The organism is Microbulbifer mixtoriginis (SeqCode) (assembly GCF_052466765.1).
The window spans coordinates 1,520,916-1,544,777 of sequence record NZ_CP174289.1; the positions used below are offsets into that span (position 1 = coordinate 1,520,916).

At 47.7% G+C, this 23,862-nt stretch carries 25 protein-coding genes; all 25 read right to left on the reverse strand.

Annotated features, from left to right (window positions below; all coding sequences use genetic code 11):
- Nucleotides 1-36 precede the first annotated feature (36 nt).
- Nucleotides 37-738 carry a hypothetical protein gene (locus tag ACJJIV_RS06595; RefSeq protein WP_444891188.1) on the reverse strand — a complete coding sequence of 234 codons (702 nt, stop codon included), beginning with the start codon at nt 736-738 and terminating at the stop codon, nt 37-39.
- 151 nt (nt 739-889) lie between these two features.
- Nucleotides 890-1,465: a hypothetical protein gene (locus ACJJIV_RS06600; protein ID WP_444891189.1), complete on the reverse strand. Its 576-nt coding sequence runs from the start codon at nt 1,463-1,465 to the stop codon at nt 890-892.
- 345 nt (nt 1,466-1,810) lie between these two features.
- Entirely contained in the window at nt 1,811-2,050 is a 240-nt protein-coding gene (locus ACJJIV_RS06605; RefSeq protein ID WP_252084712.1) for a hypothetical protein, read from the reverse strand.
- 964 nt (nt 2,051-3,014) lie between these two features.
- Nucleotides 3,015-5,348 carry a hypothetical protein gene (locus ACJJIV_RS06610; protein ID WP_444891190.1) on the reverse strand — a complete coding sequence of 778 codons (2,334 nt, stop codon included), beginning with the start codon at nt 5,346-5,348 and terminating at the stop codon, nt 3,015-3,017.
- Nucleotides 5,349-5,351: 3 nt separating this feature from the next.
- Nucleotides 5,352-6,077 carry a hypothetical protein gene (locus ACJJIV_RS06615; protein ID WP_444891191.1) on the reverse strand — a complete coding sequence of 242 codons (726 nt, stop codon included), beginning with the start codon at nt 6,075-6,077 and terminating at the stop codon, nt 5,352-5,354.
- The gene (locus tag ACJJIV_RS06620) at nt 6,074-6,988 is read right to left on the reverse strand and encodes an FG-GAP repeat domain-containing protein (RefSeq protein ID WP_444891192.1); all 915 of its coding nucleotides are present in this window, start codon (nt 6,986-6,988) and stop codon (nt 6,074-6,076) included. The genes ACJJIV_RS06615 and ACJJIV_RS06620 overlap by 4 nt, the downstream gene beginning before the upstream one ends.
- A 1,524-nt stretch (nt 6,989-8,512) precedes the next feature.
- Nucleotides 8,513-8,953, reverse strand: coding sequence for a DUF2793 domain-containing protein (locus ACJJIV_RS06625; protein ID WP_444891193.1), 441 nt, complete (start codon nt 8,951-8,953; stop codon nt 8,513-8,515).
- A 16-nt stretch (nt 8,954-8,969) separates the two neighbouring features.
- Entirely contained in the window at nt 8,970-10,523 is a 1,554-nt protein-coding gene (locus ACJJIV_RS06630) for a phage tail protein (protein ID WP_444891194.1), read from the reverse strand.
- Between the two features lie 21 nt (nt 10,524-10,544).
- A complete protein-coding gene (locus ACJJIV_RS06635) occupies nt 10,545-11,132 on the reverse strand; it encodes a hypothetical protein (RefSeq protein ID WP_444891195.1) in 588 nt (195 codons plus the stop codon).
- Nucleotides 11,132-12,085 carry a hypothetical protein gene (locus tag ACJJIV_RS06640; protein WP_444891196.1) on the reverse strand — a complete coding sequence of 318 codons (954 nt, stop codon included), beginning with the start codon at nt 12,083-12,085 and terminating at the stop codon, nt 11,132-11,134. The genes ACJJIV_RS06635 and ACJJIV_RS06640 overlap by 1 nt, the downstream gene beginning before the upstream one ends.
- A complete protein-coding gene (locus ACJJIV_RS06645) occupies nt 12,082-12,996 on the reverse strand; it encodes a hypothetical protein (RefSeq protein ID WP_444891197.1) in 915 nt (304 codons plus the stop codon). The genes ACJJIV_RS06640 and ACJJIV_RS06645 overlap by 4 nt, the downstream gene beginning before the upstream one ends.
- The gene (locus tag ACJJIV_RS06650) at nt 12,984-13,427 is read right to left on the reverse strand and encodes an NlpC/P60 family protein (protein ID WP_444891198.1); all 444 of its coding nucleotides are present in this window, start codon (nt 13,425-13,427) and stop codon (nt 12,984-12,986) included. The genes ACJJIV_RS06645 and ACJJIV_RS06650 overlap by 13 nt, the downstream gene beginning before the upstream one ends.
- Entirely contained in the window at nt 13,427-14,362 is a 936-nt protein-coding gene (locus ACJJIV_RS06655; RefSeq protein ID WP_444891199.1) for a phage/gene transfer agent baseplate hub protein, read from the reverse strand. The genes ACJJIV_RS06650 and ACJJIV_RS06655 overlap by 1 nt, the downstream gene beginning before the upstream one ends.
- Nucleotides 14,359-14,952: a DUF2460 domain-containing protein gene (locus ACJJIV_RS06660; protein ID WP_444891200.1), complete on the reverse strand. Its 594-nt coding sequence runs from the start codon at nt 14,950-14,952 to the stop codon at nt 14,359-14,361. Before ACJJIV_RS06660 ends, ACJJIV_RS06655 begins: the two co-directional genes overlap by 4 nt.
- A complete protein-coding gene (locus tag ACJJIV_RS06665; protein ID WP_444891201.1) occupies nt 14,952-17,198 on the reverse strand; it encodes a phage tail length tape measure family protein in 2,247 nt (748 codons plus the stop codon). The genes ACJJIV_RS06660 and ACJJIV_RS06665 overlap by 1 nt, the downstream gene beginning before the upstream one ends.
- A 16-nt stretch (nt 17,199-17,214) precedes the next feature.
- Nucleotides 17,215-17,478 (reverse strand): phage tail assembly protein T, encoded by a 264-nt coding sequence (locus ACJJIV_RS06670; RefSeq protein WP_444891202.1) that lies wholly within the window; start codon nt 17,476-17,478, stop codon nt 17,215-17,217.
- 20 nt (nt 17,479-17,498) lie between these two features.
- Nucleotides 17,499-17,858, reverse strand: a complete 360-nt coding sequence (locus tag ACJJIV_RS06675; protein ID WP_444891203.1) for a phage tail assembly chaperone family protein, TAC — start codon at nt 17,856-17,858, stop codon at nt 17,499-17,501.
- 10 nt (nt 17,859-17,868) lie between these two features.
- Nucleotides 17,869-18,342 carry a phage tail tube protein gene (locus ACJJIV_RS06680; protein ID WP_444891204.1) on the reverse strand — a complete coding sequence of 158 codons (474 nt, stop codon included), beginning with the start codon at nt 18,340-18,342 and terminating at the stop codon, nt 17,869-17,871.
- A gap of 51 nt (nt 18,343-18,393) precedes the next feature.
- On the reverse strand, nt 18,394-18,786 hold the full coding sequence (locus tag ACJJIV_RS06685) for a hypothetical protein (RefSeq protein ID WP_444891205.1): 393 nt from the start codon (nt 18,784-18,786) through the stop codon (nt 18,394-18,396).
- 235 nt (nt 18,787-19,021) lie between these two features.
- Nucleotides 19,022-19,360, reverse strand: a complete 339-nt coding sequence (locus ACJJIV_RS06690) for a hypothetical protein (RefSeq protein WP_444891206.1) — start codon at nt 19,358-19,360, stop codon at nt 19,022-19,024.
- 283 nt (nt 19,361-19,643) lie between these two features.
- Entirely contained in the window at nt 19,644-19,883 is a 240-nt protein-coding gene (locus tag ACJJIV_RS06695) for a hypothetical protein (RefSeq protein ID WP_444891207.1), read from the reverse strand.
- A gap of 128 nt (nt 19,884-20,011) precedes the next feature.
- Complete coding sequence (locus ACJJIV_RS06700) at nt 20,012-20,434, reverse strand: hypothetical protein (RefSeq protein ID WP_444891208.1); 423 nt, start codon at nt 20,432-20,434, stop codon at nt 20,012-20,014.
- A gap of 204 nt (nt 20,435-20,638) precedes the next feature.
- Nucleotides 20,639-21,457, reverse strand: coding sequence for a BRO-N domain-containing protein (locus tag ACJJIV_RS06705; RefSeq protein ID WP_444891209.1), 819 nt, complete (start codon nt 21,455-21,457; stop codon nt 20,639-20,641).
- A gap of 16 nt (nt 21,458-21,473) precedes the next feature.
- A complete protein-coding gene (locus ACJJIV_RS06710) occupies nt 21,474-21,716 on the reverse strand; it encodes a hypothetical protein (RefSeq protein WP_444891210.1) in 243 nt (80 codons plus the stop codon).
- Nucleotides 21,717-22,235: 519 nt separating this feature from the next.
- Entirely contained in the window at nt 22,236-23,792 is a 1,557-nt protein-coding gene (locus ACJJIV_RS06715; RefSeq protein ID WP_444889496.1) for a transposase, read from the reverse strand.
- Nucleotides 23,793-23,862 lie beyond the last annotated feature (70 nt).

Below are 23,862 nucleotides of genomic sequence, written 5' to 3' on the forward strand. Positions count from 1 at the left end.
TCCCGCTTCCTTGATTTGTAAGTACCTTTGACGGATTTAGGGGCCCAAATAATTATTGATAGTAATACTTTGAATATCAATTAAACCTGAGGAACCATCATAATCACGGAGATTATCATTTAGTTCTCCAAGTTGATCAGTAAACTCATTCACCAGCGGATAGTAGTCCCTTGATAAAACAGTTTCTTTATTTGGTCCAGAAAAAAGAATTGTTTCTACATTTGTTAAGACGTTACCGCTAACTAGATTATCATATGTGCTCTTAGTAAATTTTCCATGATAGCTCATAGTTAACTGTAAATACCCTTCTACATTCGTGAGTTCATACGAAAGATCGCGCCCAATAAGAGTGCAGCACCAGCCTATAATATCTCCATAGCTCCAAGTAAAGAAGTAATCTGTCAGATCGCAACTTTCAGAACCGCTTGGACAATCCATATTGTAAAAAAGGGCAAAGTCCTGCCCCATAACATCACCAGCTCCATCGGTAGCCACCACAACTTTTACTCCGATATTGAGTGCGTCTTCTTGCGATACGTTCTGTGAAAATCGTACAACAACTTCAAAAGTAGGAGGATCAATTGAAAGTATTTCGGTGGAGGTAAAGCTTTCTATTTCAGCGGGCATCTCTACTGGATCAGAACTATCTCCGCCGCTGCCACCACTGCATGCGAGCAGAAGGCCCGCAAAAGAAGCTAGAGAGATCAAATGTAGAATTTTTTTTAGTATATATAACATCTAAGTTTAGGCTAATTTATTTTGGGTATCACTACTAACGCCGTGTTAACTGGCCCAGTGTAACGAAACCAGCGTGTGGTAACGTGAGCGAAAGCGAGCCACATGCTGGTAGAACGTAGCTGGATCCACGTTCAACACTTTGTTAGAAACATCATATGCCGCTTTCTGGCTTTAATCTCTGCTTATCACTTTCAGCTTTCTGTTGCCACTTAGGCAGATACTTAGATTTCAATTTTTCAATTTCACTTGCTTTGTTTTTTGCCCAATTTAAACCAGTCTCGTTAGGCACAACTTCAGCCGTACTATTGTACCAGCTATCAATCTGTTGTTGAGATACGTCTCCACTTGCAGGATTTAAACTAAACCTAGCCTTCCATACTCCCATTCTGGGCGACACCAAAACATAGTATGTTTTATTTTCCAAAAGATTCGCTTCAAGAAAATCTGCATTTTCTCCAATTACCATAAACATATGCTTGCCCGGTTCCGCTTGGTAGGCAACTCTTGTTTGCGCTGATACTGTACCTAGATAATTAGAGTCATTATAAATCGTCGACTGAATTGCTCCGCCATAATTGGAAGGCCTCATGAAATGAACCAACGCCTTACCGTCTTCAGGTTTTGTTACAACGGATTCCGGTGTAACTCTTGTCATATGATTGCTTTGGGTTGCACAGCCTGAAAAAAATAAAACCCCAAGAAATACAATTATCAACCTATTAAACATCTATCTTTCCTCTTTCTGTGAATGAAAATTTTTTCTAACCGCTTATTAAAGAGTCAGGGGCTCACTATCCTTTTGGCTACTATTTCTGGGATTGAGGCTTCAAGCTCCACAAAAAAGCCTTTATTTACAGCAGGCTATAAACCACTGTCTAAATAGCAACCAGGGATAGTGAGCCACTGACTCAAGTCGTCCGACTCAACTTCCCGTTCTTAAACACACTTTACCCATAATTCAACCAATAAGTTAGGGAGCACCTTTCTGTAGATGTAAGCCATGGCTCTATAATTCGGGCCCTCGCACCGGCGACACGCTTTCTCCACTGTCCAGCTTTTCGCTCGAAAGAACTTATCCAGAAACTAAAGCTACAAGCTTTCTTCTTCCTTCCTTTACACGAACACGAAATAGTTCAGGGTGAGCCTCTGCCAACTCTATCCATGAACCTGCTGATTCTGGTTTTCTTTGAAGCTGTCCCCCCACCCCCTCTTCGCTTCTACTCGTGCCTTTATGATATGCAAGGACTTGTATTAACGACAAAACCTCTCCCAACCGTGCAAGCTCTAAATAAAATGATTTTTTGCCACTCATACCATCTTCCTTAATGCGCAAAAAATTAATTCAATAGAAACTTCGTTAAGTGCAAGTATTTTCGCTGCTATAGAACACCTTGAGCCCCCTTAAAAAACCAACTGAATAGCACCTCTACCAGTGAATGGGTGAGTGAAGACGCTGTTGATTCTAATTAACCCAGGCAAAGAGCTTGATGTTGCACATGAGAAGAAATCAATATTTGTCCAGGCAAGCGAGTGACTAAAAGGGATTTTTTGTGAAAAGGTAAAATTTCAGACGAAAAAAAAGGGCCTAAAGGCCCTTTTTTCTTTCTTGTGAGTTTTGTCCGGTTTTTATTCACCGGATAAGAGGTCATTACTCTCTTCTCACAACCCCTTGATAGACAAGAGAAATTTGGTGGAGCTAAGCGGGATCGAACCGCTGACCTCAACACTGCCAGTCTTCTCCGTACAAAAACTTAGTCGGTTGTTTTATATACAAAAATCCATCTTTCATCAACCTCTAGTCGAGCAATCTCGTCCATGGTAGAGTGCTTATACCTTTATCACTCTCTTCACAATCAATTAAAGCCTATCTTAAATAGGAATAAGTGATTTATTCGAATTTTTGGCAACAAATACTGAAACACTGTTGGAAAGTTCACAATTAATAAGTAATTATTTAGATTTATTTTCAATGCAAATATAACTGAATTATATAATCGAGTCATGATCACTAAGCAGGCATTTAGTGTAGCTAATTTTTCCATTCAACAACTAGGATCTTAAGGTAGCTCAAATCTCGGAACCTCCAGAAATTTGCTACTTGCTATTTGCTATTTGTTAGTGAGATACGATTTCCTATTAATTTCAGTTGACGCATAAGGAGTAGACTAAACGAAAAAATATTTCGAGTACTATGCTGAACCATAAGCCCACAAATAAACAAATGGCTCAGCCAGATGAAAAAATACCTTATAAGGAAAATATATTAGCTATAAATTTCATTTCACTTCAAAAGTATTTGAGATGTCCTTGAATACATTCGCAATGTTTTTATATACTCCATTTTGATATACAGCAAGAGATACATAGCTAGCTGTAGTTCCTAGCTGACAAGTAGATGAAATATTTTTAAGCTCTACACCATGCGTACCAGCCATGTATTTTCCTGTAAACGTGTCGCCATCATTAAATCCATAAATTTTTCTTACATAAGAGCCATCAATATAAACATCTGCACTACATCCACTTTCACCTGCGATTAAAAACTCTACAGTTTTCCTCTTATCGGGTATTGACTGACCAGGACAACCTAATGTCACATCCCATTCGGTAAGACCATCTCTGTTTCCAGTTACCTTTAATTTTACTGAGTGAGTGGATGTATCCTTAGGGTCTGGATCATGCTGAAAAGACTTTCGATGATACCCAGATTTTAACCCATATGTCGAGGCTACCACTGCATCATCTGAGGTACGCTTAACCGTCATTGCGTCAGGTATATGATAAGCTTCAAATACTACTGTCACTTTACCAGGCTTATTTCCTAAGTTTACGGGAGGCGGTGAGAAACCTTCACTGCTACCACTAGCATTAATAGTGCTTCCACATGCTATTGTTGAGACAGGTTCAGCGTAAGAGAATTGTTTTCCGCCTAGGCCTATTTTCTCACCATGGCGAGAACTGGAAGCGACGATAATGTAATTCCCGCTCGTATCTTGAGGCTCAAGAAAGCCTATCAAATCGATTGACTGACCCGCCTTAATAGTTCTTTCTCCATAATTTGCTCCACTAACTATCTTTCTCTTTCCATCCGTCGTGTCATAATAAGTAGTTAAATTCGCAGTTAGCGTTTTGTCACTAAGATTAGTAACACGCCATTTTGATGGTTTACCTTCACCTTGTGATAATTCTTGGATACCTAATCGGTATTTGAAGAAATGGTTGACTAGCCCTGCCGTATATCCAACTGCTCTCGGCAATAGAGCTTCAATTTGACGCTCTAAATTAAAATAGTTAACAGAAAAAATACTAGGGGCTATATTCATACCACCTATATTAAATTCACGTCCAGTAAGCCTTTCCGTAAACAATGAAAAAGTCGCCATGCGATCATTATATAACCTCTGCCCTGTATAGTTATCGGTATAATAGAGCCCTATAAACTGTAGCTTTCCATCACCCAAACCTTGAGGTACTTTCAAGCCTCTTTGTTTCAACAAATCACTCAAGAGAATAGTTTGAACTGTTGTAACTGTCGGATTACCATTTGGCATAGGAAGAGAAATGCTATTAGGCCCTAACTTATCAAGCTCAAAGTCACAGGGAAGTGATGCGCTTCCTTTGCAGCCAGTATAACTATAATGAGTATCGGTAGTAATAAAGTTACGACTGGAAAAATCTGCTAGTCCACGATTACCCGCTGTATGCCAGTAATCACGAGGAGTATCCAAATTCACAGCAGGGTAGCCTGATAATTTAAAGCGCGGTGATCTCCAATCATACTTCCAGTCAGCAATGTTCTCGGCTGCACAACCCAAATGACCACCACCTTCAGGTCTATCAGCATCAATAGCATTACATACTAATAAATCATATGTAAAAACCTCATAAACACTAAGATCACTATCATTTTCTGGATAAATAGCTACACACAATGGAGCATCACAATGAGCATCTAGACGTGTATGCTGAGGTTGAGCCATATCCTGAATATGATGAACCACATGACCCAATCTTTGTATGGTTCGTCCCAAACTCAACAATCGGTCAGAAGCCGATTGGTTGGTCAAAGATTTGAAAAATTGAACCTGAGCATCATGATAAGAGAAGTTTTGAACTTCACACCCAGCTCCTTGGAATGGTGAGACACAAGTAGTACGCGATATCTCTTTTGTATCCTCCAAAATCCAATCAGGGGACGTAAAATTATATTGAATAGGTGCAACAAAGCTAACATCCAATTTTTGATTGGCCTGAGGATTATAGAAATGGTTGAATGCTCTAGAAACTTTAACTTCATGTTCGGTATCTTCCACATCCGCCCCATATGCCATAATATCTGGTGCCGTGAGTGTAGAAGGCAAAGGATGATTTGCCCATGAAATATTTGACCCAATAGGTAATGCATTATCAAAAGTTAACAACGTATTCTTACCAGGGTATCCCCAATCACGCCATAAAGCGTCAGAGCTTCCAATTACTGATTGTTTGGATGCATATTTTGTCAGCTCGATATGTACATCTTGTTTATACGCCATAGAAATTGTGGGACAGCATAACGCCACAATAATTAAGCTCTTAAAGCACTTACTCGTAAATTTCTTTTTCTGCATTAGTTAAAACTCCACTGCTCTTTGAGCTTCAATCCATTCGATACCACCAGGACAGTCCCCACTATAAGCTGTTTTCTCTGGAGGCATATACCAGGGCCCAGCAGACCCCTTTAGCAACCCCAACTTCTCACCTTCATGCATTTGTTTATCATATTCAATTATCATGTGCTTCATTTTTGTCCAAGTGCAGCCTTGATCAAGGGCTGGGATAAGAAATGGAAGCGGGTTTCTTGACAACCCCATAAACTTTTGGAACCGAGTAGATGGATCATCAGGCAGAGCTGATATATTCAATGTCTTTTTGCCCTTCCATTCGATATTACCAGATAGATCACGCAGACCCGGTTTAGAGGACTGGCTATCGTAACTATTCATGTAGCGCTCTGGTACGTACTTGTATTTAAAAACCACTATTTCTGGCTGCCTCGCGGAAATAAAACTATTGCTAAACCAGGGCCACCAACGTTTATCAAAACCGGGCAATAAAACTTTTCCCTCAGAGTCTGATAAGGCTTCCTGTAGCTCAAACGCTCCCGCATTATAAGTTTGAAACCAACCCTTAGAGACCGTCCAACGCGCAACCACAACAGCCCCCTGAACCGGCTTTTGTGTATCGGCATCAAGAATTGTTAAATAAATTGGTGACTGCTGGTAATAAGGCACCATCGGCTTTCCAAGCCACACAGTTAATGCTATGAGCGGCATAATTATTATCGCAGCCTTTCTCATAATTGATGCAGCTTCCAAGAACCATCTGACTGCCGTCTATATGTGACAGTATGGATATAGGTACCCCCATCATCTCCTTGTTTTTCAAGTAAGAAAATTGCTACGTCTCCACTAATAAAGTACGGTTTTTGTGTTCGAACTTGAGCGGCAACTTCGGCAACTTCCTCACCAAGCACATCAAATACTTGACCAAATTTTTCTCGAGACCGGACATCAATGTACTTGTTCATATTATTCCGGTCATTGGCCAACATTGCATTTAAGAATAAATTCCATGTAGTATTAATAGTTGCTATATCATCACTTCCATTTTCTTCAGAAAATAAACCATCGTCTCCTGCAAGCAAAGTTCTGATATACTCTCCCGACTTATAAACATTGATATCTTTGCGACCATCGCCGTTAGTATCCTCGACAGAAATGTCGTACCGATCGCTACGAATGATTAAACCTAGAGATTCACTACTTAGTAAAACTCCACTTTTAGATACAACAAGTACAATAGAACTATCGGTTTTCCCCTGCAGTAACAAATCTTTTTGCCCATCCCCGTTAAAATCACCATCAAAGAACTTGTACGTTGATTCCTTACAAACGTAGCCGCTAGAAACACACATTTTTTCTATAGTCTTGGCGTTTGTGCCTTCAGCCATTTTAGACAGACTACCTAAACTTCCATTAGCATAAAGTGTGCCAGTAAATGCAGGCCCATCCTCATAATAAATTATAGGGATAGCAATATCACCATGGAGAATCAATATCGACTCTGAGGGCACAACATACAAGACCTTATCTGAACCTTTTGTACGCTCATATACTGCATAAGAACTTGCTAGAATCTCTGCATTAGCTCCCATACAAAATAGGTATATACAAGTTGCAAACCCTACAAGAAATATCTTTTTATACACAAAATTCTCAACTTTATTTCAATGAATAACACCCTACTCAAGGTAGGAGCTTTTAGGGAGTGAAGGGACATTAGCCTGTTCTACTACCCGTAATTTTTTTAACTACTTATCCTAGTAATTAACAAGAACAACCTTATCTATCTCAGGAGCACAACTTGAGATTTTGCTTATTACAAGTTTGACTTTCTTTCCAGTAACAAACGAAGTGAGAAGAGTTGAAGATGTTACCTCATAGTTATGGTGATCTTTTGGCAAAAAGAACCTGCGACCCTCATTGCATGTAGAATAATTTGAATTAACCGTTTTTAGTACGATATTTACACCATTTTGATCAGGGTAAAATTCATCAAGAGTGTCAGGTGCAAGCCACTCAGTACTTTCCGCGCTCGCCAAAAGTGAGAAACTACTCACCAACATAAACAAAAACAAGTGCTTCATATATTTTCAATCTCTATTGTAATTTATAATTAAATTACAGAATTTCTGTAACTACCCCAGCGTTACCCCATACGCTCACCACCCTGGAGAAACCAAAAAGACGATCATTAAAATAGGGAAAAAAGTTCATAACTATACTCTTCATACACATTCCAGAAATTTATTTTTTAAAGCAAAATAATGTTGATCGTCTGGAGCAGGTTAGGTAGAAATTTTACTTAAATATCTCAATGTATGCGGCTCGATGTCCGATTCAATATAGTTCTACCCACCGTCGAAAGACGGTCCCAAGCTGGCACTACCCCAGGCGTTTATAAACTTAATTCTGCACGTATATTTGGTCTATAGACGGATTGCCGTGTACGCACGAATCCAAAGTGTTTACTTTTACGCTTAACTGTGCAGTTAGTGCTGTTAGCGCAATTGAACGAACCATTGACATTGCCATTAAGTCCTTTTGTGTGTTATCCGGCTCTCCCAGATACACTTTTGCGAATGTATCATTACAATCCGGAGGACCAATTGCTCGGTCAAACCGGATATACAGTAAGCTATTACCCGTTGTCCAAGCTCCTACTTCCACAACTTTTAGGTTGCTAACACTTGTCGCACTAGCTGAGCTGTACACACCAAAAAAAATCAAAAATAGCACTATCTTCTTAAACATCAATAAATCCTGTATCTATGAAAACCTAATGGGTTTATGGGTTTATGGGTTTATGGGTTTATGGGTTTATGGGTTTATTGCATGCGATCCGTTTACTTCATACTTTTCTCCCCCGTTCTTGACACCGAGTCTATTTTTTATACCCACCATTTAAGCCCATTTAGAGTTTCTGTAGCCTCAATATGAATCTGTAACTTATTTATTGCAGGGATAATTTTATCTTCCTAGTGATAACTAAATTTACTAATTTTAGCGGGTAACTTGGCAACAACCTGACAGTGTATCTAAAAAGCAGCTGCAATTTACCCCGGTATTATCGCTTCCAAATATCTTTTTGGAAACACCATAAAGATTAAAGGGTTAGTAGTTATTCCCTGTGAATAGATGAGTGGGCTATAAATCTCTGATATAAAAGCAGTCTAGTTCGTCTGATCATCCCAAAACACCCCATCCAAAGCCCCCAATATCTGCCCAACCACCCCAGCCAAATCCGTTGTAGTATCCCCAGTAATCTGTGGCAGTGTCGCCGGGCGGTTGGCGATTTGCCAGCCGCTATTAGCTTTTACATACAACAGACCATCCGCTTTATTTAGGGCCACTTTTGCGGGGAAAAATTGCCAGTAGCCAGGGTCTGCCACATAGCGGGCCAGCTGGCCGTCTTTGCCCGCCCACTCATTGGTGCCTGTGGCAACTAAGTAGCGTTCGCCATCGCTGGCAGAGCCCGGTGGATCATTCTGTATGGCCAGCACTTCCAGCTGTAGCAGTGCGTCTACTGTATCCAGGGCCTGATTGAGGCTGGCGGCAGGGTCTAGGGTGCCCTCTTGTGCGTAAGGGATACCGTTATTCGGTGTGTTGCTCATGGGGTTTGCTTCCTGCTTATACCGTGATCTGTGCGGCCGGGCCTGGGCCGGTGATGCTGTTTAGCGGACTGACGGTGATAGTCGCGGTGCCTGGATCTGCAATGGTGAGTGTGGTTGCGGTGGTGTCAGTGCTTTGGTTGTTGATCGTTACCCGGTAGCCACTGAAGTATTGCGACTGGTCGTAGGCGGCGCGGCCACCGAGGCGCCCTACTCCGAGCCATTGGATTACCAGCTGGCCATTTGCACGGTGCGCGTTGAGATTGGCCGGTGCGAGTTCAGTGTGGCTGGCGCCAGTGAAGCTGCCGCTAGTAACTGTCTCTTTACCACTGCCAATACTGGTGGCGCGGAAGGTCAGCGTCTGGCCGAGGTTGTAGCGCTCGGTGGCAATAAAATTCAGGGTGTTGCGCTCGAGTAATACAAAGCGTGTGCCCGCCGGGTGATTTGTGGGTGTAGTGCCGAGGCGCCCACGCAGCAAGTAGCCAATTTCCCAAACACCGGGGCTGACTTCTTCCGCCTCACCAAAGCTGACAATTTCGTTGCCGATCAACGCCCTATTCTGGCGGTTGAGCAGGTCCGAGAGGGTGCGGTTTTCCAGGGCGTCGCCGCTATCGTACAGACGCAGCTGCACGCGATTGTAAGTGTCGGGGATTTCTGGTTTATGGCTGGCGAGGCTGGTGGTGAGTTCGCCCATCACTGCTTCGATATCGGTATTATCGGACTCGATATAGTTCTGCCCACCATCGAGGGACAGGGCCACTGTAGCGCCGGCCCAGGCGCTGTTGCTGCCAGCAATCGCGATGTAGTAGCCCAGCTGTAAATCATCACCGCTGGCCAGAATGGGCGCGTCGATAAATTGGATATACGTAGAGCCCGGTACCAGCGGCACTGGGGCCGGCGGTGCCATAGGAGCTACGCCGAAGGCCTGGCTCTGGTAAGCGCTTTTGCGGTCGTGGATCAGTTTGTACTTCTGCTCGCCGCTATCCAGGGAAACTTCATCGATGCGGCAACGATCCCCACGGAACAGCACCACGTCGCCGGGGGTGAGTTTTAGATAACTATCCGGCAGGGTAATTTCAAAATCCCCGCGCTGCTCCTCAATCATCACCTTGTGCATAATCACGGCGATCTGCGCGGCCTGGTCGGCTTCTAAAACTAATGGGCTCTCGATATTTTTCTCGCCCTCGCCACGGGTATCGATGCTGCGATCTGAGGTTTGCTTGCAGGTATCGATACCGCCTTCAGCATCGTAATAGTTCAGGTTTAAAACCCGCACAATCTCCTCAGGGGAGCGTCGGGTTTTCTCGTCATCGCTATCACCGATTAAATCGTTTTCATCGATGGTCATTACCGGCTCAGCGCCGCGCGGGGTAAATACCAGGGAATCGCCGCGATTGGCCGGGTCAAAGAAAAACGCCTTGGCCAGCTCCTGAATATGTTCGAACGCGGGGGCCTCGTTACTAATCTGCATACCCGAGACATACCCCTCCAGCAGGGTGGTATCAAATTTGCCGTACGGCAGGCCGGCGCGCTCGCAGATCTCTGCGACCACGGCATAAAGGGGATAAGGCATAGGAATTTATTCGAGGGTTTTCTAGTCGGGATTTTTGAGAAGAAACTGCAGGCGGAATTGCCGGTGTAGTCCTATTTTTACCAGGCCGGGACTGGGTACGTTTTGCTGTAAAACATATGCGGTTTGGTAGCGGTCGCGCTGCTGGCGGTAGCAAAGATCGCCGTTCTTTAAATAGGCAAAAATCACATCACTGATGTGCAGCTGCGTGGGCCGCTTATCATCCAGAGTCACGCGGGGCGTGATCAGGCCGGGCCAGTCGGTAGTGACCTGGGCGCCCTGGCTGCTGTCATACCAGTACAGTTTTGCGGTGCCGCTCTCGACGTAAGCGATCACCGGGCGCATATTCTGATCGAAGGCCAGGCTCACCTCAGTGATATGGTTTCCAGTAATCACCGTAAACGGGGCCACCTGTTCGGCATCCAGCACTATCTCGCTGCCATCCTCCAACACCCGCGCACGCCAGTGCTGATAGTCCAGGCCGCGGCTGGTGTCCTGAATGGCGACGCCGCCGGTTTCATAGTCGGTAATGGCGCGCACCGGTAGCGCGCGGCCACCAAGAAACGGGGCAAAGATGGGCTGAGCACTGAGCGCGTTATCGGGCAGGGCCATCAGACGGCCACCCGGTGGAAACTTTGCGTAAAGGTCAGCACCAGCGCCTTATCCGAGTTTTTGGGGATGGCATCGCCGCTGCCCTGGGCGGCAAACTCGATCTGCCAGGCAGCAAAACCCATGCGCGGCTCTACCGAGCGAATACCGTTAGTAAAGTTTGCTTTGTCCGGGGGATAGGTTGCCGTCCACACCGCTTCAAAACTGCCGTCCACATAGGGCGCAATCTCAATGGTGTTGTAGTGGATAGAATCACTATTACCGCTGGGGCGGTTGTACATATCGCCAATGCCACCGTCGTAAGCCAAGCTGTTTTGCGTTACGCCGGGTAGGCTACGTGGGGAAGTCATCGCCCACCCGGGGGATGTTTGGCCGGTAGAATTGAAATCGGCATTGCTGGGGCGGGCGCGCCAATCGTAAATAATGCCCCCCAATGCCACAGTGCCAACCGCGTCTACCGTGGGAATATAAAGGCGCAACTCATAGGTAACGTCTAAGTATTCATCTGGCAGCACGGTTAGCGAAGTGGGGTTGCCCTGGGCATCGGTAATCAAGGTGCGAGAAAATAAATCGGTGTGATTCGTGCCCCAGCCCACACCGACCTCAGCCAGGTTGCCTGCAGCCTCGCCTTCACCAAAGGAAAACACCGTGCGTTTCCACACAAAGGGCGCACCGCTGTTATCCAACCCGTTGGTGAGCGAGGAGCGGTCCTCGGTGTAGGCCAGCGGGCTGCTTAAGCCGGTATCAGTGACCGCCGGTGTGCTGGAACCGGCACCCACATGACAAACCCGGTTAATATCCTTATTCACTGCCCAGCCATCCAGGCCCTGATCCAGAATCAGGTTGTTAAACCAGGGCGCAGCCACACGGCGACTGCCGGGGATTTCCGCACCGCTGGCATCGCGTTTATAGGCTTCGATTTTAAACCTTCCGGCTAGGCCGCTTTTTAATTTCATTCCAGTGATCCTTCGATTTTGACAAACAGGGCGTTGACGGCCTCGGTCTCGACCGTGTGTTTAATACAGTCCGGCATACGGCCGCTGACCGATGCCAGGGCGGCGTTAACGCTTTCAGTGGGGATTTCAATATTGTGTTTTTCCCGTATGTAACCGCTCAGGCCAGCAAAACCGGCAGCGATGGTTTCGGTGTAGGCGTGGGACTGATACACCGAACGCAGGCTGCCGCTAATACCGGTAAAGCCGGCCTGGGTAGCCTCGGTGAATTCACGGGTGTAATCGGGCTTGGTGCGCCCACCCTGCACACCGGGGCAGGTAGTCACGCCATCGGTGGCCTCAATGGCATAGGGTTTACTGGTGAGGACAAAACCCTCGGCCCGCTCCACCTCAAAGGCATATTGCGGAATCGCGCCGCCGGTACTGGTGAGGTTTTCGTTATCGATGACCAGATAACAGGTGCCGCGATAGGCGGGCACGTTGTTAATGCCAAAGGCAGCCTGCAGTACCGCGCTGGGCATTTGCCCAAAACCACCGAGGAAAAACTCGGCTAGCTGTAAAAACGCTTGGTTATTGTCGATCTGGGTGGGGTCTGTGCTGTCACGGTCGTAAACCAATTCATTGTTGCGCCAGACCTTACAGACGCCGGTAATCGGGCCTTCGCAAATACGGATCGCATAAGTGCGGTACACCTCCTCGTTCACGACCTCGGTTTTGCCGCCGCCTTTTCCGCTTTTTTGCTTTTGCTTCTTCTTAACAATTTTTGGCGGCGTGGTGGCGATAATATTGCCGATCACCGGCTTTACCCGTCCGAAAATAATCTGGCGCGGCACCCCCGCCTTGCTAGTCTGCAGTTGGATCTTGTCGAACTTACGGCCCTGGATTGTGGTGGTGCCGAATATTAAAGCGCCCATGGCGAGTACACCTCCACCAGTAGCCTGCGCCAGCGCGCATCCAATACATGCTCTCTGCAATCCTGATCGGCGTGGGCATGGATCAGGGAGAAGTCACCAAAACTTCCAAGTGGGTAATCCCCTAAAAAACCCACATGGCTGGGATCGCTGCGCTGCGGGGATTTAAAAACAGCAATATCCCCCGGCTGCCATAAATCCTCGGCAATCGGCTCGCCGAAACGCGCGCGCATTTTCTGGCGCACGCCGTCTTTCCAGGGCTCACGGCCGTAGTGTTTTTCATCTTCGATATTCAGCCCGGCGGCGTGCAGGCTGAGTACGATTAACCCCACACAATCCACCGCCCAGGGGGTGCGGCCCCGGTGCCGCCAGCGCACGCGCTTAGCCACCAGGCCGCGGGCAAAGGCCAGTGTGTCGATTCTTTGTTGTTGCATTAGTGGTGCTGCTGGCTGGAATTAAACGAGGAGCCACCGCCGGTACTACCGGGCACACCGGCGCCGGGGGTATCGCTGGCCTGGCCGATCGGAATTAAATTTTCGCCTTTAAAATCCAGGTGATTGCCGTACACATCGCGGCAGACAGAAAAGGTCTTGTCGCAGTCCGGGCGGATCTGCAGTTGATCCCCATTTTCTACCGCAAAGGGCAGCGGCTCGATTTGGGTGATTTGTCCGCTGGCGGTATCTACTGCTTCCACCTGATACAGGCGCGAACTGACGTTATTGCCGCTTTTCCAGCGCACCCGCCAGCGCTTGGCAGCGGTGGGCAGGCTGGCAATATCGCTGACCTTGTAGGTGACTTTGGGCTCATCCCCAGAGACGGCGGTCACCGTGGCGGACTGCCACAAAGGGTCTGCATTCACACCGCAACCGGTCTGGGAATTGGCCTGGGTGCCGAAAATCGCGCGGCAGGTGACGGAATCCACATGGCCGATAGACTGGCGCAGGCGCATGGCATAGCTGAGTAATTCCGGCATAAAAACCGTATTGCGCGCGGTGCGCACCTCGCCCACATCACCGCCATCCAATAACAGCGCACCCATGGACAGATCGCGGTAATTCACCAGAACCATGGCCCACTCCGCCCCGTCCAACTCGCCGCGCTCCGCCATCTCGACGGTAATGCCGGGTACGTCGGTGCTGTAGAGGGAATAGCCCTCGGCGTTGTCCACATCGAAACTGGTATCACTGGCGATAATGCTGGAATCGAAACCGTTCTGGGCGTAATAAATCAGACCTTCGAATTCGATATCGCGATCGAGCGTTGTTGCACCGAACTGGCGGCCATCGGTGAGGGTAATTTTTAATAAGCGGCACAGTGTGGTGACGCCGCTGTCCAAGTGGGCCTGCAGTGCTGGGGGAATCGTTCTCACAAGCGAATCTCCAGCAGCTCCACATTGCCATTCAGCACCGGCATTCGCTGGTGGCGATTGTCGATGCTGAAGCCGATCTCATCGTCTTCAAAGCGCACCGGCACATCGAATTCCCCGCTCCAAGTAATTTCCGCACCGTTATCGGCGCTGAGCTGCACTTGGCCCGTGGTGTAGTCGATACTGGCGGCCACCGGGTTGCCATCAACAAAAATCATTACTCGGCCAATCACCGGTTTTACAATTTTGCGCTGATAGGAAAAGGCACCGAATATATATTTTTTTACCAGCTGGTAGCTTTCGCTATTGCCGCTGCCAAAGCCAATCACTTCCCGCTCTGCTTCAAAATCACTGGCGTCTTTAAAACGAAAACCAATCAGGGCACCCATACAGGCGTGATGAGCGGCGACCACGATTTGATGGTGTTCTTGATTTAGGTTTTTAAACAGTACCGAATAACGGCCCAGCGGGCGCTCCCATTCGGCATTGCGGCGCTCTACCCCGCTGCGCAGTTCTTTAATATCAGTTTTATAGCGGTGGCCGTATTCGGAGCCATAGGCCACTTTTTCCAGCAGGCGACTTTCGTTAAACATTAAGAGCCGAGCCTCCTGCGGTTAATCCGTTGTTTGCGCTCGCTCTCACGGGCGAGCTGTGTGGCGGTGCGATTATTTACCGTGCCATCTACGCGAATATTCTGCGTCATGGAAACCGGGCGACCGTAATCTCCACCGCCGCCACCGCTGTGCATATCCGCCTGAATCATGGCCAGGGTGCGGTCCAGTTTTGCGCTGGTTTCCGAGGTGGTTACCCGCTCGCCTTTTTGCAGTAGCCAGGTGCCATCTTCCGGTACGGCATCGAGTCCGTCGTGGGCCATACCGGTAATTTTTGCCGCAGCCAAGCCACCAGTGACATAGACCGCACCCGCCGCAGCGGCGCCCAGCACCGGACCGACATAGGGAATAGAGGCCATCGCGTTATAGGCACCCATAGCAGCGTCCTGGGTATTGGCGATTACGCTTTGCAGGGCATTGCGTTTTTTCTCATCCAATAGGGCCCCGCCGATAGAAAGGGCCGCGCGCATATAGGCCGCCTCTTCGCCTTCCATGCCCGAGTAATAATCTGAAGCCACCTGCATCAAGGTGCTGTAGCCATCCAGCTGTTGCTGGCGGCGCAGGTCTTCATTGGCCTGGGTGATTTCAGTCAGGCTCTCTTCGTATTGCTGCCGCAGGGATAATTCCTCTTCATCCCAGGTGGCATTGAGGTCGGCGCGCTCACTGCGGAATTGCTCCAGCATTTGCAGCTGGGTGGAATACCAGTCTTCCAGCTCGGTGCGCGCGGTTTCGACATCCTCACCACTGCCAAGGCCGCCCAGGGTTGGGCCGTCTTCGGTGGCGGCATCGGCGATACGGCCGAGGGTGCTGGCCCGCTGCTCTTCGGTGAGGCCAGCCATGGCATCGACGATGGCCAGGCGCTCGCGCATCTGATCGGTGAGCACTTCTTCATCGGTACGCAAATCCCGCAGTAAACCCCCATAGGCTTCCTGATTGCGCTGCAGGGCCTCAGCTTCTTCCTTGGCAATTTTAAATTCGGTGCCGAGTTCTTCGATGACTTCGTTAAAAATCAGCCAATGGTCTACAGGCGGAAGTAGCTCACCCTCCGGGTTCGCATCAGTAACCAGGCTGGTATTTTCAACTAGGCCGGCGGGAGCTGGTGATGAGTTACCGGTAATTTTTGAGCGCGGTTTGTAATAGGTATCAATCGCGGATTCCAGCCGCGCCAGCTCCGTTTTTAATTCTTCGTCATTCCAATATTCCACCACGCCTTTCGGGCCGAAGAAACGCAGACGCTGGCCGAAGTCATTGCTGTCGAGCACATCGCGAATACGCTGGGCATCCCGCTCCAGACGCACAATATCGCCGGCATGAATGCCCACAGTAATTGCCGCGAATTCCTCGGCCAGATATTGAACCGTGTTCACCGTGTCGGTAACCACTTTGGAAACTGCGGTAAAGCCTTTGATCAAACCATTGGTAAGCGCAGCGGCCGCCTTCTTGGTAGCCGGATCTTGCAGCAGTTCGGTCAGCTCCTGCAGGGCCGCTTTCCCCTCATTGAGCCCGCCCTCGGATTCGAGCAGATCGCCAAAGGCATTCTGGGCCTGCTTTAATGCCCCACCAAAAGTATCCGCAGCCGCCTCGGCAGCGCCACCAAATTGCTTTTCCAGCTCTTCAAGGATCAGCCCCTGCGCCTCAGCAGTGCGACCGGATTCCACCAGGGCTTCAATAGTGCTTTTCTGCGCGTCGGTAAACTGAATACCGGTACGGCTCAGGGCTGAAATTCCCTTAATTGGATCATTCAGCGCTTTGCCCAGCTGTACTGCCGAGGAACGCAGATCTGTACCCATGGCCACGGACATATCCAGAATCGCCGGGGTAGCCCTTTTAAATACCTCGCCTTGGATATTGGTAAAAGTGAGCAGCAGCGCTTCCATTTCCATCACGGCTTCATCACCAAAGGTGGTGAGCTGCTGCATGGTGCCAGCCAGGTTTTGCAATTCCTCCGAGGAGAGACCGGCGGCGCCCTCGGTGGATTTAAGCCGCGCTTCCAACTGACGTAAGGCGTTTTCCTGGCGGATAGTGGCCTCAATAATCTCCTTGGTGCCCACTGCCGCACCAATCGCGGCGAAGGCGGCCCCGATAGCCCGTGCGGCGGTTTGACTGCTCTTTTTAATTTCCCGCATACGTTTATTCGTATGACGAGTGGCCTTATCCAGCCCCTTTTCAAAACCGCCCACCTTGGCGATTAAATCCAGCGTTAATGTGCCCAGGCTTTTTTTAGACATAGCGATCCACTGGCCCCTAGGACCAGCTTTTCATCGCCTCTTGCAGCGATAGCTCTGGCTCTTCCTCATGGGGCATAAAGTCGGTGATTTTTACAGGGTTGCGTTTACCACGATGGGTATTGGCGTAGAGGGTGGCGAGTAGCGCCGATGATCTTTCGATTCGCATCCCAAGATGCAGGGAGCCGCGTTTTTTGCGGTAGAGTGCCCAGCGCTGGACCTCTTCATAGCTGAGTCGCTGCTGGGCCTCGGCGATGGTGCAACCGCCGATACCATTCAGCACCAACTCATGCCAGAGTTCGTCTAGCTCGCTGAGCTGGGCGTCTTTCCCAGATTATTGACCGCGCCGATTTCCAATAGCAGGGCCTGGGTCAGATTCGCACTGAGCGGGCCGCGCTGCGGGTCTGCCTCACCGGTAATATCCGCCGGGGTAAACACCGGCTTGCCCTCGGCATCGACAATACAGGCAGCGATCCGCCCGGCAATCACATCCCCCTCACCACGCAGCGCCGCCACATCACTGACGGCGCTGTGATAAGAGAGTCGGCGGACATAAACGGTTGCCGACAACTCCTGTTCACCCTGCTTCCAGGTAATGGAACGCTTCACAGGCGCACCGGAAAAAGCCCCCTGCTGCTGCAGGGATTCGATTGTTAATTCCATAATTAAGCTCTCAGGTTGAAGACTTAACGGTCCAGGCCGAACCGCCACTGCGCTGGATCGACATTTCACCAGTGACCAAACTGTTCTGCTGGAAATCAAAGGGGAAGTCGGCCACATAGCCCTCAAAGGTGAACCAGGTGCGGGTGGTCGGTAGGGTCCACTCGCCGGTCGTCACCGTGGGCGCCTCGGTGCCATCACTCCAACCCACCGCCCATTTCATATTGTCCACGGTGTCATCTTGGGACAGCTCATGCAGGCGTTTATGGACTGCATTTCTCGGATCAATTTTGAGACCTACCGACGCCTGCCCCGGTGTACGCAGGCCCCGTTTGAATTTTTTATCCAAATCCTCCAAGGAGGTATCGTCGATCTGATCCGCCGGATTGCCACCGGGGTTAAAAGAATTCAGCCCGGTCACTTTCTGCACAGAGTCATCTGCCGGGTCGATAAAATAGATATTGGTGCCCTGAGCCAATTGAGACATAGGGGTTCTCCAGTTGCTTTTTTAGAAGTGAAAGTCCGACGCAGGGGTGCGTCATTCAGTGGAATATTGGGCGGTATAGGTCAGGCGTGCTTCACCAAGCGGGTGATCCTGATCCAGGGCAAAATCGGTTTGTGACAGCGCAAAAATCTCACAGGTACTGCCCAGGGTTCGATCCTGCAGGACGCCCTCTACATCCTCAGAAGCCTGATCCAGCAGTTCATAGATATCCCCCCGGCTATGCACCACCACCGACACAACAAGATCCAGCTGGCGGGTAGTACCTGAGAGTTCCTGCTCTGTTTGTTCCGTGGCAAAGCCCACAAGGATGGCCGGCAGTTTTTCCCGCTCGATACCTTCAGTACTACCCACTGAGGGGAAGTTATAGCCGGATAAGGTTTTCAGCTTTTTTAGTACCGCATCGCGGATTGTTATGCGTTGGGTCAATGGGATTGCTCCAGGAATTTTGGGCATAAAAAAACCCGCTGGTGCGGGTTTAGGGCATCAATAATTCGACAGTGTCTTTTGCACCAATCGCTTCAACTTAGGATATCAATAATTAACTAAAAAAATAATATTTATAGATATATAGATTTACTCTCTGTCTTATCGAGCAACGCAGCGTTTTCTTGGAAGACCCAAAGGCTCGCAGTGAAATGCAACCACTTATTTGAACTGATTACTAAAAAGGAACAACAATCACATTAATATCTTCCCTATCTCCCCAATAATTGCATCCATGCTTTCCATGGATTTCTACTTGTTTACCCTGGGATGCGGCTGCCAAAGCAGCCGAATACATTGCTTTACCAGTATTCGTTGATACATCAATTGCAAACTCTTTTATCTCCTTGGCACAATCAGGCGGGTTCAAATAGTCTACTGTCTTAATAAAGACTCTATCCCCCTCATGAACGAGAATCTTTTCTATTTTGGTTAGTGGAGTCGATCCTGCATGAGTAGAAGAGGAAAAACTTAAAATCAAGGCTACCGGTAGAAAATATACTTTAAACAATCTCATTTTAAACCTTATTTGTTAAACTCCAAAAATGGAAATGGCTCTATACTCTCGTAACGATTAAAGCCCCCCTACTTTCCATCCTTGCTGGCCGGCATTTTCTCCTTTTTGTATCACGTTGAAAACCCTCTAAATATTAATTGGTTACTAATGTTCACCGAAAATAGGAAAAGCGGTTGCTGGCCTTTGTCATGAAGTGCAAAGCTTGGGTGTTTTTCACTCAATGTGATCGATTTTTAATGGTAAAAACCGAAATTCTACAGTACTCTCTCAATATTCTCTGCAGTCATATCCAGTAGCTTATAGATACCCCCCGGCTATGCACCACCACCGACACAACAAGATCCAGCTGGCGGGTAGTACCCGAGAGTTCCTGTTCTGTTTGTTCCGTAGCAAAGCCGACAAGGATGGCCGGCAGCTTTTCCCGTTCAATGCCTTCAGTGGTTCCCGCTGAGGGAAAGTTGTAGCCGGACAGGGTTTTCTGCTTGTTTAGTACGGCATCGCGGATTGTTATGCGTTGGGTCATGGCGTAGCGCTCCAGGAATTTTGGACATAAAAAAACCCGCTGGTGCGGGTTTGAAAAACTACTGTGGTTTTAACTAGCTATCTTTTTGATATCGACGATTCAAATAGCCATGTAAAGAAAATTAAAATTTACTCTTTCACACAACCGTTAAGCATCTCAGTCTCTACCCTTTCGCCTTTTTTACCACCAGTAATATCGTAGATGAAGACGACGCAAAAAAGTGGATACGCTTCATAGCGTTTATTACTCTCTAGGCTCATAGCATAAGTGCCTCTACAAATTTCTTTACCTGATTTATTCACGTGAAGCACAATATTTTTGTTAACTTGAACATATACATTTTCGCTATCCAAATAGCTTTCAGTCCTTACAGCTCTAAAGTTGACAGCACAACCCTTCTCGTTTAGCTCACCTAGCATGTATAAAGTGTTGTCATCTTTTGGCAATTTCAATTTAGCCAAATTACTATTTTGAGGTGGCTTATACGTTACAAGGGCAGAATTACAACCCAAAATGGAAAGTGAAATTATAATAAGAAAAAAACTTTTCATATCTACTACAAGCTACCACGTTTAAAACTTAAACACACATAACGCCCGCCAAACCACCCCATTATCCGCCAATTTATGTTCATAACGATTTCAATAGGTCTGATTGGACAAGGCGGCAGCCACTGAACACCCAAAGGAGAATGAAAAGTGGGCGAGCGCTATTTCCTTGCGGTATTGTATTCACGCTCATGGCCGCCATCAAACTTACACTACTTTAAGGAAGGAGCCCCCTGGCAACTTATCGCGGAGCTGTTCGGCATATCGAGCTACCTCTTCCAGTACTGCCTTACGCCATTTGAGCTGCTGCACGGGGGCGCCGCCGGAGTGATTCTTGCCGGTATCGCAATAACGACCAAACTCTTCACCCTTTGGCGTTAACTCCCAGCGTTTCTTGCGCGGCTTGTATTCCACGTGCTTCTGGAGCCCCATCCGCTGTAGGATGGCGTTGAACTCTCGGGCACTCATTTCGTACGCTTTACCCAATTCCGAGGGGGTATAGAGAGGTTCGTTATTCTCGGCCTCCAGGTGGGTTACACCCATTAACTTCATTGGGCTGATGCCGGTAGTTTCTTCCACTACCCGATTGGCCAGTAAGATAGCCTGATTCCCCTTCATGCCCATCCGTTTGGCTAATCCGTGAGCAGCTCCAAATGAGCGATTGGCAACGACCAATAACTTATCGCCTGACAACTCTTCTTTAGGTTCACCGTATTGGCCCGTCTTTCGGATGCTGGGCAGGACTTCATGAGTTACCCAGCGTTTGAACGCTTTGGCTTCAGCTTTCTGGCTTGTCAGGATTACCGAGTACAAACCCGCCTCATTGATGAGGTTCACACCACGATTTCCAAAACCGCCGATCTGGCGGTTTTGAACTTCGTCATCATCCAATTTGCTAGTCATCTTATGGGCATCGGAATACCCAAGCACTTCTGCTACATCCTTGGCGATAAACCACGGCTCACCATTCTGCTCAACAATACGTACTTGGCGGCTTTTGAAATCAAATGGAATTACATTACTCATAATCACTCTCCTGTGGTTAATGTTCAGTACTCTGCCTCGCAGCCATACGTTCGGCGGCGTAGGCCAATCCATCCAGGACCGCACCCTCTTCGCCACAGAGGGCATTGAGTGCGGCGTTTTTTACTGGGGAATCGGGCCAGTCGAGAATGCGCTGGCGGGCTAAATTGAGATATTGCAGTTCGCGCAGCTGCTGGACGTGAGCCGGCTGTAGCACACAATGAGAATGATCCATCTTGGAGATTAATTGGGGATTGGCCATGGGCGGCCTCCATGTAGTTTTAGAGGTGCCGCTTTGCTGAGGCGGCGGGACTCACTAAGGCCTACATAGAAGCCCGGGCGCTATTTCCCCAAAGGGGTGTTGTATTCACGCCTATCTCATCCCGCCATAACTGGCATTTCGCGCACGGATTTCGGGCGCAAAAAAAACCGCTGCTAACGGGTGCGGGAGGCCGCTATGTAAGTTTTAGGCCTCCAACACTACACGCCAATGGCGGTTTAGACAATACCCCGCCACCAACTCCAGTATCATTCCTCTCAACCTATGGGTTTCTATACAGCCCGCTACCGCAGGCAATAAAAAACCCCACCAGCGCTAACTCGTAGGGTTTTTAAGTGCTACTCAGGGGGTAATTAACGAGACTGTAGAAAAACAGTTTTAGAAAAATCTGCCATTTCCCAGATTCCTCCAATTGAAATTTCGGCCAAATTTTATCTATACCACCAAATTTCATTCATTGTATTAAATTTAGGCATCTTGATGCCCTTAATTTATACTCAATCAGTGGATACTGCCATATCTCATCAACTTTTCAATGTTATGTACCAAGCAGAACATCTGCCATTGTCCTTGAACCTTACTTTTTCCTCGTAGCGAGAAGCGATTCAATCGTTTATTGGTACCAATGTTTCCAAATACCGGTTCGACAGCAGACATTCGATGTCCATAAATGGTCTTGCCCTCGATACTATCAACCCTCTTCTTCATCCAGTCGGTGGCTGTCCGTCCGTTTGTCCACGTAAGGGATACTTGCCTTCCGTGTCCTTTTCGAGAGTCAGCAGAGTCTGGGTTTCGCATACACTGACTTTTAAGGCTGCATGCCCTGCAGTCGGTGAGGCGCCCTTCGAACAGTAGTTTCTTCTTACCTTCACTGACATGCTCTTCTTTTAACAAGAGCATGGCTTTTCCTGCAGGACAGATACAGGTTTTCTTTTTCTTGTTGAATGTAAATTCACTAGCTGGGGTAGTCTTCTGGACATTAGCCCTACCTTTTTGATTGCGCTTGCCATACTTGGTTTTTTGCGTTGTAAAAGCTTTATCACGTGAACGGAATTTATTATCAGGTATGTAGGCATTGATGCCGTTCTCTCGCAGGTAGTTGTAGTTAGCGTCGTTGGAGAATCCAGTATCAGCAGTAATGATGACCTGTTTGGCCAAGATGTCTTCATCTATTCCTATATTCTGATAATGGCAACTGATGCCATCAAGAATAGGTTTCAATGTATGATGCTCCTGGCCCTCTCCAAAGGCCTGGGCCTCAACAACTATCTGATGCTTCCTATCAACTGCGGCAACACCGTTATAGCCCTGGATGGTTCCCTTGCTGGTAGTCATCTTAGCTGATTCATTGTCCGTGATATTACTTTTCACTTCTTTAGGTTTTTTACCTTGCCCCATCCTGGGGGAATGATTCTTTAAGAACTGATCAATTTTATCAAAGTGTTTCTGCAGCGTATCCGCCGCTTTAGCTACCGCTTGCTTTCGCTCTTTTTCTTTAGGCTTCCTGCCATCCAGCCTCTTGTGCTCTTTGAGGAAATATTTGATCTTCTTGCGAATTTTTTCCTGCTTCTGTGCTAGCTCTCTAAAAGTCCCCGAATGTTCTTTGCTGGCATTGGATGGCATCTTGCATCCATCTATTGCGAAAAGTTCGTTTCCAAGCAGTCCCTGCTGATCGCAGACCAGTAACACTTGCTCAAACACCGACTCAATCGCATCAGGATAACTGCTTACGAAACTTGCAATACTAGTAAAATGCGGAACGGTATCGCATGACAGTGCTTTGAAGAGGATATTGTTCTCACATTGCCATTGAATTTCACGACTTGAGGTAATGCCTTTTGAGTAAGCAAACAATATGATTTTCAGGAGGATAGCTGGATCATAAGCGGTTCGCCCGCCGCTATCATTTTGATATTTTTTATGGAAGGCAGAGAGGTCGATATGATCATCAATCAGATGATGAAGTGTAAACTCAAAGGTTTCAGGTTGTAATTGTTCTTCGAAATTGATGACGACCATTGCATCTTGGTTGTAATCGTAACGTTTGAAGTTGGGCATATGGATAATCTCGACATCAAGACCTCCATTTTAACAAAAAAGCTACCTTTTAAGAGTTTTTCTACAGCCT

What these genes read in the sequence shown, in the direction of transcription:
- ACJJIV_RS06690 (WP_444891206.1), bottom strand. Translation starts at nt 19,360, where the DNA reads ATGAGATTGTTTAAAGTATATTTTCTACCGGTAGCCTTGATTTTAAGT.
- ACJJIV_RS06625 (WP_444891193.1), bottom strand. Translation starts at nt 8,953, where the DNA reads ATGAGCAACACACCGAATAACGGTATCCCTTACGCACAAGAGGGCACC.
- ACJJIV_RS06600 (WP_444891189.1), bottom strand. Translation starts at nt 1,465, where the DNA reads ATGTTTAATAGGTTGATAATTGTATTTCTTGGGGTTTTATTTTTTTCA.
- ACJJIV_RS06615 (WP_444891191.1), bottom strand. Translation starts at nt 6,077, where the DNA reads ATGAGAAAGGCTGCGATAATAATTATGCCGCTCATAGCATTAACTGTG.
- ACJJIV_RS06675 (WP_444891203.1), bottom strand. Translation starts at nt 17,858, where the DNA reads ATGGAATTAACAATCGAATCCCTGCAGCAGCAGGGGGCTTTTTCCGGT.
- ACJJIV_RS06645 (WP_444891197.1), bottom strand. Translation starts at nt 12,996, where the DNA reads ATGGGCGCTTTAATATTCGGCACCACCACAATCCAGGGCCGTAAGTTC.
- ACJJIV_RS06630 (WP_444891194.1), bottom strand. Translation starts at nt 10,523, where the DNA reads ATGCCTTATCCCCTTTATGCCGTGGTCGCAGAGATCTGCGAGCGCGCC.
- ACJJIV_RS06700 (WP_444891208.1), bottom strand. Translation starts at nt 20,434, where the DNA reads ATGAAAAGTTTTTTTCTTATTATAATTTCACTTTCCATTTTGGGTTGT.
- ACJJIV_RS06695 (WP_444891207.1), bottom strand. Translation starts at nt 19,883, where the DNA reads ATGACCCAACGCATAACAATCCGCGATGCCGTACTAAACAAGCAGAAA.
- ACJJIV_RS06705 (WP_444891209.1), bottom strand. Translation starts at nt 21,457, where the DNA reads ATGAGTAATGTAATTCCATTTGATTTCAAAAGCCGCCAAGTACGTATT.
- ACJJIV_RS06610 (WP_444891190.1), bottom strand. Translation starts at nt 5,348, where the DNA reads ATGCAGAAAAAGAAATTTACGAGTAAGTGCTTTAAGAGCTTAATTATT.
- ACJJIV_RS06635 (WP_444891195.1), bottom strand. Translation starts at nt 11,132, where the DNA reads ATGGCCCTGCCCGATAACGCGCTCAGTGCTCAGCCCATCTTTGCCCCG.
- ACJJIV_RS06665 (WP_444891201.1), bottom strand. Translation starts at nt 17,198, where the DNA reads ATGTCTAAAAAAAGCCTGGGCACATTAACGCTGGATTTAATCGCCAAG.
- ACJJIV_RS06595 (WP_444891188.1), bottom strand. Translation starts at nt 738, where the DNA reads ATGTTATATATACTAAAAAAAATTCTACATTTGATCTCTCTAGCTTCT.
- ACJJIV_RS06660 (WP_444891200.1), bottom strand. Translation starts at nt 14,952, where the DNA reads ATGTTTAACGAAAGTCGCCTGCTGGAAAAAGTGGCCTATGGCTCCGAA.
- ACJJIV_RS06710 (WP_444891210.1), bottom strand. Translation starts at nt 21,716, where the DNA reads ATGGCCAATCCCCAATTAATCTCCAAGATGGATCATTCTCATTGTGTG.
- ACJJIV_RS06640 (WP_444891196.1), bottom strand. Translation starts at nt 12,085, where the DNA reads ATGAAATTAAAAAGCGGCCTAGCCGGAAGGTTTAAAATCGAAGCCTAT.
- ACJJIV_RS06715 (WP_444889496.1), bottom strand. Translation starts at nt 23,792, where the DNA reads ATGCCCAACTTCAAACGTTACGATTACAACCAAGATGCAATGGTCGTC.
- ACJJIV_RS06680 (WP_444891204.1), bottom strand. Translation starts at nt 18,342, where the DNA reads ATGTCTCAATTGGCTCAGGGCACCAATATCTATTTTATCGACCCGGCA.
- ACJJIV_RS06605 (WP_252084712.1), bottom strand. Translation starts at nt 2,050, where the DNA reads ATGAGTGGCAAAAAATCATTTTATTTAGAGCTTGCACGGTTGGGAGAG.
- ACJJIV_RS06650 (WP_444891198.1), bottom strand. Translation starts at nt 13,427, where the DNA reads ATGCAACAACAAAGAATCGACACACTGGCCTTTGCCCGCGGCCTGGTG.